Annotated in this window: 10 protein-coding genes and 1 pseudogene; 7 read left to right on the plus strand and 4 right to left on the minus strand. The window is 56.9% G+C overall.

Features of this window, described 5'->3' with window-relative positions; translation table 11 throughout:
* Positions 1-960: 960 nt before the first annotated feature.
* A complete protein-coding gene (locus GWG67_RS38305) occupies positions 961-1,521 on the minus strand; it encodes a hypothetical protein (protein WP_275174825.1) in 561 nt (186 codons plus the stop codon).
* Positions 1,522-2,050: 529 nt separating this feature from the next.
* Between GWG67_RS38305 and GWG67_RS38310 the strand changes: the two genes are divergently transcribed.
* The gene (locus GWG67_RS38310; protein ID WP_275174826.1) at positions 2,051-2,383 is read left to right on the plus strand and encodes a hypothetical protein; all 333 of its coding nucleotides are present in this window, start codon (positions 2,051-2,053) and stop codon (positions 2,381-2,383) included.
* A gap of 264 nt (positions 2,384-2,647) precedes the next feature.
* Here the strand turns inward: GWG67_RS38310 and GWG67_RS38315 are convergent, their stop codons facing one another.
* Positions 2,648-2,893 (minus strand): helix-turn-helix domain-containing protein, encoded by a 246-nt coding sequence (locus GWG67_RS38315; RefSeq protein ID WP_275174827.1) that lies wholly within the window; start codon positions 2,891-2,893, stop codon positions 2,648-2,650.
* A gap of 158 nt (positions 2,894-3,051) precedes the next feature.
* Here GWG67_RS38315 and GWG67_RS38320 point away from each other — a divergent pair, with 158 nt between their 5' ends.
* The 4 genes from GWG67_RS38320 (at position 3,052) to GWG67_RS38335 (ending at position 4,646) form a co-directional block, all read left to right on the plus strand.
* Positions 3,052-3,309, plus strand: a complete 258-nt coding sequence (locus tag GWG67_RS38320; protein ID WP_275174828.1) for a hypothetical protein — start codon at positions 3,052-3,054, stop codon at positions 3,307-3,309.
* A 12-nt stretch (positions 3,310-3,321) separates the two neighbouring features.
* The gene (locus GWG67_RS38325) at positions 3,322-3,846 is read left to right on the plus strand and encodes a hypothetical protein (protein WP_275174829.1); all 525 of its coding nucleotides are present in this window, start codon (positions 3,322-3,324) and stop codon (positions 3,844-3,846) included.
* 1 nt (position 3,847) lies between these two features.
* Complete coding sequence (locus GWG67_RS38330; RefSeq protein WP_275174831.1) at positions 3,848-4,258, plus strand: hypothetical protein; 411 nt, start codon at positions 3,848-3,850, stop codon at positions 4,256-4,258.
* Positions 4,259-4,379: 121 nt separating this feature from the next.
* Complete coding sequence (locus tag GWG67_RS38335; protein ID WP_275174832.1) at positions 4,380-4,646, plus strand: hypothetical protein; 267 nt, start codon at positions 4,380-4,382, stop codon at positions 4,644-4,646.
* Between the two features lie 281 nt (positions 4,647-4,927).
* Here the strand turns inward: GWG67_RS38335 and GWG67_RS38340 are convergent, their stop codons facing one another.
* The gene (locus GWG67_RS38340; RefSeq protein WP_275174834.1) at positions 4,928-5,281 is read right to left on the minus strand and encodes a hypothetical protein; all 354 of its coding nucleotides are present in this window, start codon (positions 5,279-5,281) and stop codon (positions 4,928-4,930) included.
* 857 nt (positions 5,282-6,138) lie between these two features.
* On the opposite strand from GWG67_RS38340, the gene GWG67_RS38345 reads away from it, so the two are divergent.
* Together GWG67_RS38345 and GWG67_RS38350 are read left to right on the plus strand one after the other, a co-directional pair.
* Positions 6,139-7,431 carry a hypothetical protein gene (locus tag GWG67_RS38345; protein ID WP_275174835.1) on the plus strand — a complete coding sequence of 431 codons (1,293 nt, stop codon included), beginning with the start codon at positions 6,139-6,141 and terminating at the stop codon, positions 7,429-7,431.
* Positions 7,432-8,623: 1,192 nt separating this feature from the next.
* Positions 8,624-9,157, plus strand: a complete 534-nt coding sequence (locus tag GWG67_RS38350) for a hypothetical protein (RefSeq protein WP_275174837.1) — start codon at positions 8,624-8,626, stop codon at positions 9,155-9,157.
* 83 nt (positions 9,158-9,240) lie between these two features.
* Here GWG67_RS38350 and GWG67_RS38355 read toward each other — a convergent pair.
* A pseudogene (locus tag GWG67_RS38355) lies at positions 9,241-9,462 on the minus strand (ATP-binding protein); the annotation flags it as partial.

Here is a 9,462-nt window from a genome sequence, read left to right on the forward strand (position 1 = left end):
CAGCGACGACGACGCTCAACCCCGCCCAGGACCTCTACCCGCATCTACCGACCTTAAGGCTAGCCTTAAAGCTAGATCCTCGTCGGATACCTGCAACTCAACAAGGCGGCCCACCCCGGAGGAATACACTCCGAAAGCATTCCAGCGTTGTTCATTGCAATCATCCGGTCCGTCATCTTCTGGCAAAACCATGTGCTTGAGGTGAAGCTGAACAGGCTCTTGGATGACCATCAGATCTACGTCACCAAAGCCGACATAGCCGCTGGCTAACCGCCCAGTTGATCAGAGTCGAACACGGCTCTCGCGAGTTGCGGCCAGCCGTTGAGGCTGATCCTGTCCTGAAGCCGTACTCCGACCTTTTGGTGCTTGCTGAAGTTGTAGAGGAGCGCTAATGCTCCTGTTCATATCACAAGGGCCGGGGGGCTCCTGATTGTCTTATTCGATTGCTGGCGCACACCCTGTCGCACGGGTGGATGCGCGCTCGACATTTTATTTTGCGCTGCTCACATTTGCGGCTGCGTACTTCCTTGCTTGGCCGGTTTGGCGAGTCCAATTCATGGTGGAGATCTGGTTCACCGAGTCCTGGAATGCCTACTGGCAGGATGCAGCTGCGGCACAGGCGCCTCTCTATCCAGCACCAGAAAGTCTAATCGGGAATATTTATCCGCCGCTGTCCTTCTACGCGGTCGGTCTCCTCGGCAAGGTACTCCATGTAGATTGCGTTTACGTTGGACGCTAGCTTTCGCTGGTCGGCCTGGGCGCGCTCGCTATCGAAGTGCTCGCCGCAGTTCGGATACTGACGGGTGGGCGTCTCGGTGCCGTGGTGGCCCCGCTCTGGTATCTCGCCATCATGTCGCGCAACTCGACAATCTACATCGGAGCCAACGATCCGCAGTTACCCGGCCTCGCAATCATGAGCGCCGGTTTAGTGTGGTTCTTGCGGCAAACCGAACGAGGTGCCTACCCGATCCCGGCATTACTCTTGATGGTCGTCGGTGGGTTTTGGAAGCACAACAATATCGCTGTCCCCTTGGTGTCGCTCACATGGTTATACGTGGTCCGCAGCAAGTTCGCGCTGCAGGCTTTCAGAGCGAGTGCAGAGGCCGTCTTGGTCGGGCTCGCGGTGTGTGTTCTGATCTGTGGCCCTAATTTCATTCCTAATCTTCTGACGCCGCGCCAATAAGCATGGTCGAACATCATGGGCAATCTCGGGCATCTGCAGTGGTGCGCGTTGGCGTTGCTGATTTGGGCCGCTTGGGCGATGTTCGATCGGCAACCCGTTCGGCGCAGTTCACCGCCCTTCATATCGGGGTCGCTCTTATCGCCTGCATAGTTCAATGGCTTGGGCATGGCATATTCGGCAACGCCGAGTTTGATCTGATCTTCGCTCTCGCCATTGGGTTGGGGGCGGCTTTCAACCGGGTTGGCGACAGCTGGCTCGCGATGAGGATCGGCGCGAACAGATGTAGAGACGCTATGGTCGCGGCGCTGTTGTTGCGGTTGTTCCTTTCCGATCGTCAAGAAACGGCCATGCTACTGTTGAGTCCGGAATTTTGGGCAATCGCTCTACGATAGTGAAAGTGACCTCTTAAGCGAGGCGCGCTCAGTGGCGGCTATGCCGGGAGATGTGGCTTGCTTCGTCAAGATGGTTTGCCGCCAGGCGGGCAAGCCGTTCGTCGTGGATGAGTTCAAGACTGATGAGCTCGTGGCAATGGGCAAGGCCACACCCGCCGAAGTTAAGGCAATGCTCGACGACCGGGACATACGGTGGATTTCGTGGCGGCCCAGCTGGGCTGACACATCCATCAGTAGATGGCCTTCGTCTCGAGATCTCCGACCTCAAGAACTTCTCGGACTGCGCGAGGTAACTTAAGGTAACGCCTAGCGGCTTGGAATGCTCTCGGTCGTGACAACAAGCGGTGCTCAGAGGAGCGCCGCTATCCTACAAACGCAAATACCTTGTCCCACGACGATCGAAGAAGATTTCTGCGCGGGATGCGCCGTCAACGTAGTTGCCAGGCGAGCGATGATTTAGAGGACAACCAAAACCATGACCGTTACCTTGAATTTCGAATGGGAAGAAGCGCCGGGCGCAAAGACCCTGAGCAATCCCGGCAAGCTGCGGCCTGCAGCTCAATTCGCGGATGCTCCGGCCAAGCAAACAGGTCGTCAGTCGGCGTTCTATAGAAATCTGGTTCGCCTCGCTCAACAGACAGGGACGAGGACGCTTCCGATCAACTTCTTGACCGTGGGTGGAGTGGCGAAGCGCATGGACTTCGGATGCATGAAGATTGCTGAGCATGCTGGGTTTATCGAGCGAATTGAAGATTCCCCCAGCGGGGTGGTCGAAACCATAACCTTGGCATGGGACCCGTCGATTTAACCGGCATCGACGGAATGAACTGCATCGCGTCCCCGACATTTAAGAGCCGCAAAATTCGACTTTTTTGGATTTGCGAGATGATTTTTCGACCTATGAAAACCGGGGTATTGAGCATAATCGGCACAAAAAGATTCGCCCCTTTTTTGGGGTGGGTAAGTTCGCCCGATTTTCTCATCCGCGGTGGCTGCGGAAAAGGCTCTTTTGCAGCTCGCAAGTAGGTGAGCTGGGGCCCCAAAATGGGTGGGGTACTTCCGAATAAAAAAATCAGCGATTGCGCTTCTTCATCCTCACCCCAGCCCCGCCGCCGTTCTCTGGAATGAACTCGACGCCGGCCTTCTCTAGAGCGGCCTTAAGTTTCGCGCTTGTCTCCGCCCGACCGCCCACTTGTTCGCTATCCTCCGACTCAAGTCTAGCGATGGTTGGCTCAGACACCCCCGAGGCCTCGGCTAAGTCGCCCTGTGACCAAGCGAGAAGCGCACGCGCGGCTTTCATCTGGCGGACTGAGAACATTCAGACTCCGATTGATAGAATTCCTATTGAGTACGCCGCGCAGGCGTACTAATAGAATTTCTATCAAATAGATCTTGCGAGAGCAACCCAGATGACAAAGAGCACCTTTCCGGTGAACGGCGGAGCTCTGTCCTCACCATTCCTTCACCAAGCAACAGGTGCGCCGTGAGGCTTCCGTCACGACCAAGCGGCGCTCACCACATGCCGCCATTCGATCCAAAATCCTGATCGAAGCCCATGCCCGAGCAAAGGCGGACTATGCCGACGAACTCGCCTGCCGGGAGCGCGCCCATCACGTCAACCGCCCCTACAGCTATTACCTCGGGCTCCAGATCCGCAGCGGCTTCGCTGAGGCCCGCGTTGCGCGCACTGGCATGGCGCCGGCTTTCGAGCTGCCCGCTCAGCGTTGGGCATAAGGGAGCGGACACATGCTCGCGCCATCCAACCAAAGCACCTTCGTCAAGGTCGCGCGCCACCTTATGCGCCGTGACGTGACCGGCTCCGAGGAAGTCGTGCTTAGCGTAAACGCGGGCGCCAAGACGCCGCGCGGCATGGTCGATGTTCACTTGCAGAAGGGCGACCGCGAGCGCGCGGCCACCTGGAACGCGCGGACAATCATCGGCGTGCGACGCGGCGGCACGCCCCCGATTGAAGTCGCAAAGCCCACGGAAATACCCCTCTCGGATCGCCTGCCCACGTTTCACGAACTTGCCGCGTTTAATGCCGGCAAGGCATGGGACCGGCTGTCGCCCGAGCAGCAGCGCGAAATCGGCATACTCGCTCTCAGGTTCGGCACAGTCGGGCAGTGCGAGGGATACTTTCACGAAACCATTGAGGGCGTCCGCAAGGGCTTCTCGTTCAAGCCATTGGCAAGCCCGGAAGGAGGTGAAATAACCAGCCCGCTCGGCTGCAAGCGAGTAATTGAGTACCTCACCCCTCACATTGCGAGATGAAATGAGCAACGCGGTATCTTCAGGCGCGCCGATGACGCGCGACCATACGGACGGCAAGACCACACCGAACAGGCGCGTCTTTTTGGCGACGGCGGAGCTTGCGGCAGCAAGTTGCGCGACTTTTGCCAATGCTGCCAGCAGCCCGCCGGTCAGCGAGCCCGATCCTGTATTTCAAGCTATCGAGGCCCACAAGCGAGCGCGGGAAGGTATGAAGGCCGCCGTAGATGCTCATTGTGCCCTAGCGCGACAGATCGTCGGTGCAGGCGTTCGGCTTACGGATGCAAGGACCAACGATCAGCGCATTGAGGTAAGTGAAGATGCGATGTTGCAGGCCTTTGATGTGGAGACCAACGCCGCTTGCAAAATACTCAACCGCCGCGGGCGTGCTTGCGCTTCTTTCTTACTGCTGTAGCTGATGACGATGATAGCCGCGGTTCGTGACAACAATTCCTGCTCGCCTCGCCGGCCGAAATTTTGCCTGCCCTGATGGCAGTGGGGGCATGATGGGAAAGAAGCGCGCAAGGGGTGATGGCATGAGCAACATCGTTGAACTGCCGCTCCCAACCAGGATGATTACCGAGGAAGAGGTAGCGAAGCTACACAGCAACGCTTTCCGCGACCTGGAAACACCGATCCGTGATTGCCTGATGATGGGCAAGATTACTGAGCAGCTTATGTCGGAAGCGGACCACGGCTCGCACTCGGAGCTAGTGTTCGCCATGTTTCACCTGTCCCGAATGCTCGACAAGCTGGATCTCAACTATCATGCCGCATGGCATGGGGAGCCTACATGCGATTGATGCGAGCTCTATGGGCCTAGCGGCTCAGGTGGCTCGCCATTGCTTCTGGCTGAGCATGGGGCTTACCTTGCTAGGTCGGTTACATCGGTTCCAGGCCAAATAAATGCGCCGCCGGGCAAACAATACCTTGTCCCGGCGGCGATGGGTTTAGTCCAGCCCCGAGAGGGATCAACAAAATCCCGGATACTGATACTACGGACAGAAGGGCGAGAAGTTTCAGCGCACCTTTCCGTGCATTGCGATTCAAAGGCCTGCCAGTTCACGCTGGCAGGCCTTATCGCTCAATACGCGCTGCTTGATGATTTGCACTCGTAGGCAAGCGTGACAAGATTTTGTCCGCACTTCATCTCAGAACTCGACCGGCTGGTGCTGCCAAAGAGATTGAGCTGGGACTCGTGAGAACACTTCATGTCACCATTGACGTCCGTCTTGCAGCCGCCGGAGCTTGTGTAGGCTGGTGCCTGCTCGGCGGCATTCGCCGTCTTTGTCTGCGGCGGCGCGTTGGTGGCGATGATCACAAACGATGCGATCACGCCACAAACGGCAACAAGCCGGTTCGGGATCATAAGAAAGCGAAGAGGGTAAATTACCGAGATTGCGCAAACAACAAAAAGCAGTACTCCGAGAACAGCCATGATTTCCTCCAATGGGGTGTTCGGACATCTACCAGAGAAATTGAAACCGTGACTTCCTACAACCAGTAAAATAAAGCTTCCAACCTCTACCGTCAGTTAACCTTGGCGTGCGCCTGTTTTGATGCACGACCGGTAGTCACCCGGAGATGCAAGCGCCTGCTAGTGGAACTACAGTCTTTACCTTTGGACCGGCAATGGCGCGAGGCGATGACACGCAGAATGCACCGACGCTCATCTGCAGGAGATGCCGGCGGCCTATAGACTTCCTCGCGTTGCTGCCCGCGATAGCAAACCTACCCGCCGCCTATGCCTACAGGTGCGTGCCTGCCTGAGAGTTGAAACCATCGTTCTGGGCTGAGGGAAGGCGCCACGGGACTGGCTGAGCGGCCTTTGGAGCTGCATTTGGGGCGGTTTGCCGCTGCTGAAATCTGGCCCGCCCTCAAACCCCTGGTTGCCGCGTCCACCTCAGACTGCCGCCCGGCGAGAGCTTCAGCCGTGCGTCCGCTGCGCGACGTGCCAGCGCATCCGCGACTTCGGACGTGCCATCTCGCACCATCCGTCGATCGCATCGAACGAAGGCAACGATCCAGACTGGAAGTCCTAAGACCGACTCAAATGCTGTCCGCGTCCAATGAGAAATCCTGATGTCGGAGGTCGCCCACGCGCCGCCGCGATTCAGGATTCGGCTTCACGGCGCGCATTCCGCGCTTCCTCAAAAGGAGACAGTCATGATGCAGCAGTGTCGTCGATGTGAGCAGAGCTTACCGCTGTCCAGCTTCGGTTATGGAGGTCGTTCTCGTCCTCGCAAGTTTTGTCACGGCTGCTTTTCCGCAATAGTGAATGGTGAAGTGTTCACCATGAACTCGACCGAAGCTGACACGTTCATGGCGAGGCTGGAAGCCGGCCAGTCGCTTCGGATGCTCACAGGCGGCGCCGGCGAACCACCGATTTGCTCGGCGGATGCATTTCGCAGGCATTGCGAATTGCACCCTGAATGGGGTGAGAAGGCCTGCGCTCTTGTGGAGAGCAATGGCAAGTCTCGGATTCTTGAAGGAGTGTACAATCGCACCGTGGCCAGCCGCACCGCCTGCAATCGAGGGCACCCGCTGTCTGTCGAAATCGTGGCTAAAATGCATGCAGAGCGGAAATGGGATCATAAGTTGTGCGAAACCTGCGTCCGCAACTGGAGCGGTGTTGGCCGCTATCTGGCGGAGGACACGACTTTCACCGAGCCGCCGAAGATCGAAGCGCGTCTAACCTTGTCTAAGGGCTCAGTGCACCTGACGCCGGATGACGTCGTACTGATCGAAAAGTGGCTTAATTTGGGTGCCTCCTTAAGAAAACTGCTTAGTGAGTATGACACGATTAGGTTGAGGCTGTATCGAAAGAGCAATCCAGCATGGGAGGCAAAGTTCAAGCCGGTGATCACGAGAAATTCTAGGCTCGCAACGGCGGCGGGGTCTCGAGGATACCAAACCCATTGCAAATACGGACACGCCCTCACAGACGACAATGTCAAAGTCGACTCGAGGAATGGTACACGTGCCTGTATTACTTGCCGGCGAGCCTTTATCGGAGCCCCAGTGACGGAGGAGGCCATTAGAACCGTCGAGTGCGGTCTCTTAACCGGAATGAGCTTTAAACAACTCACAAGTCCGGCCGCTGGCCGTCGGTCGACGCTCTCTTTCTTACAAGTGCGAACCCTTAGGTTGACACGGCCAGATGTGAATAGGCGCTGGGCCATGGCGGCACGCAATCCAGGCACCGTCCGAAGCTTCAGCAGCGTCCATTCAATAGCGCCTATCCGTGGGTTGCCGGTCGAAATCCCATCTGACTTCGTGCGCAATGATATTCCGCTCTATGTGCCGCAAGATGGCGATTACGAGTGGCTGTACAGCTTCACGCCGCGATACCTTCAGAAAAGCGCTCGCGATGATATTGTAGGTGACCTTTGGATCGAACTTTCGGAGCGTCGTGTTAGTCGGACCGACATCCCGGCGTGCGCAAGACGCTTGATTGCCGCCTTCAACAAGGAAAATCCTATGAAGGCATACGGGGACATTCACTCTCCGCTGCCTCTCGACGCGCCGGCTTACCTCGACGGGACCATGTCGCGCGTCGAGATTGTCTCGGAGGGCCTCTGGGCGTGAAATGACAAGACCGAGGTGAGCCCGCCGGTTCAGGCTGGCGGGTCCACTTTTATCCATCGATCCTCGCCACGATTTTCACGGCTCCTCCAACCAGGATCTCTTTGATGCCCTTTGGCTCGTCCCTCCAATAGGAAGCGGCGCTCGCCTGAATGGTCTCGACAGTTGGGCCGTCCGCCATGTCAGTCAATGATCGTAGTTTCCAATGTGCGTCAAAGTGGTGGCTTGGATCTCAACCTCGTAGATTTGAGAACCTTGCGCAAATCGGTTCCTGAACGCCTTGGCACTTGCCACATCCTCGCAGCAGAAAACGCAATCGAGCCGGCTTGGCGCGGCGCCGCATGCTCGTCTCAACCATCGAAACAAAGCGCTCCAGCCTCTTGAGAATGCGGATATTTGCGATTCCAAGTTTGATCCCACAGTCGGCAAGCTGCCGCATGTGAGGGGCGGGCCCCTTGATTGCAATTTCAGCAGAATCGACAGGCGTGGGTGCAAAGACGAGGGAGGAGTCGATAACTTTCTTGCTGTATTTCGCAAACGTCTCCTGATCTTTTGTTTTCGAGTTCTTCTTCGTTCAGAATCATTACGACCTTGCAGTTACGCCGCTCTTCAAAAGGGAGGCGATACCCAACACGTCAACAACTCGCAGCTTTTCTCCTTTTCTCTCAAGGTCGTCGATACACACGATCAAATCCCGCACCGCAAGGAACGACACTTGATCAGCCGCCGCGGCTAAACCAGGTTTGAAGGCCTTTAGAAGACTGGTGCCGGCCTGCCTGAGATTTAGGTCGAGGGTTTTAAGCGATGGCTCGCTCCCGATGCTTTCGATTGGGACGTGTTCTCGAAAATTGTGGTCTTGAACTTGTCCAGCGTATCGAGACCAAACAGCGAGACGTATGAGTATTTTTGCTGGAGAGGCTCGGCGGCATGGACCTCGCCTAAGAACATTTCCCAGGTGTAGGTCTTTCCAACTCCGCACCTACCCCGGATGCAAAGCACCTCAGCGCCTTGTAAAAACGAGTGATTTCGGCTTTCAGCAGCGACATTGCCGTAGGGCGCAGCTCGTTCGCAGGGTTCGTCATTGAGTCCTCGTTATCGCTGCCGACTTCTGGCGCCATTAACCATTGCCTAAGAATGGGGAACCCGGCAACCCGGTTAGGTTGTAGCTTTGCCGCATTTCTCACAGGCGGCATTGATGGCTTATCTCGATAGGGTCACCCCGGTAGTAGATCTAACGATTTCCAGACTGGCGTCGCAGCGTTTCTTGGTTGACCCAATCTCGGGCGAAAAATTTTCCCGCCAGACCAGCATCATTAGCTCGGCCTACAAGCGCCACGGTGCGATTCTCGAAGTCGCTATCAGGGAAAGTCTTCGTGAGAGCAATCGGCACAAGGTTTGGAGGGAGGATGCATTCAAGGTCTCCCGCGCTGCGGACCAGATTGTGGGGCAACAGCCCGACGAAGCGTACTCGTCCACAACGCTTCCCTACGGCGAGGCAGTCCGCTCATTGCAGATCGACATGATCGCATTCGACAATGCGGATAAGACCCTTCGCGCCTACGAGATCAAGCGGGGGAATGGCGCGTTCGACGCCGGTAAAATTCGATCGATCCGCCGCGATCTGAGCGTCACTCAAATGCTCCTGAAAAGCTACGGGGAAACCTTCAAGCTGAACCCCGCTAAGGCCGAAGTGCGGATTCCGGGGATTGCGGCCAGGGATTCCGATTGAACGCGACCATGCATTCCGATCGAAGGCGGCCACCTGTTCCGACGAAGGCGGCCGGGGTGTCGTTGCCGGCATGAGGAGTTGGGTCAGGTTTTCTTCGCGGCGTCAAGATTGGCGCGTTGGGCAGTTATTTTCCGCATGCTGTCTCCTTTGAGGATGAGGCGGTGAGCGTTGTGGACGAGGCGATGGTCGGGTCGGCGATGACCTCATGCCAATTTTCGATCGGCACCTGGCTGGTGATGATGGTCGATCCGCGCTGGTGTCGATCGTCGACGACTTCGAGGAGATCGCGACGCTGCTCGCCGGTA

Source organism: Bradyrhizobium sp. CSS354 (assembly GCF_029051725.1).
Taxonomy (GTDB): Bacteria; Pseudomonadota; Alphaproteobacteria; order Rhizobiales; family Xanthobacteraceae; genus Bradyrhizobium.

Coding starts and splice junctions, on each gene's coding strand:
- GWG67_RS38340 (WP_275174834.1), bottom strand. CDS start 5,281: ATGGCTGTTCTCGGAGTACTGCTTTTTGTTGTTTGCGCAATCTCGGTA.
- GWG67_RS38310 (WP_275174826.1), top strand. CDS start 2,051: ATGACCGTTACCTTGAATTTCGAATGGGAAGAAGCGCCGGGCGCAAAG.
- GWG67_RS38315 (WP_275174827.1), bottom strand. CDS start 2,893: ATGTTCTCAGTCCGCCAGATGAAAGCCGCGCGTGCGCTTCTCGCTTGG.
- GWG67_RS38350 (WP_275174837.1), top strand. CDS start 8,624: ATGGCTTATCTCGATAGGGTCACCCCGGTAGTAGATCTAACGATTTCC.
- GWG67_RS38335 (WP_275174832.1), top strand. CDS start 4,380: ATGAGCAACATCGTTGAACTGCCGCTCCCAACCAGGATGATTACCGAG.
- GWG67_RS38325 (WP_275174829.1), top strand. CDS start 3,322: ATGCTCGCGCCATCCAACCAAAGCACCTTCGTCAAGGTCGCGCGCCAC.
- GWG67_RS38345 (WP_275174835.1), top strand. CDS start 6,139: ATGAACTCGACCGAAGCTGACACGTTCATGGCGAGGCTGGAAGCCGGC.
- GWG67_RS38330 (WP_275174831.1), top strand. CDS start 3,848: ATGAGCAACGCGGTATCTTCAGGCGCGCCGATGACGCGCGACCATACG.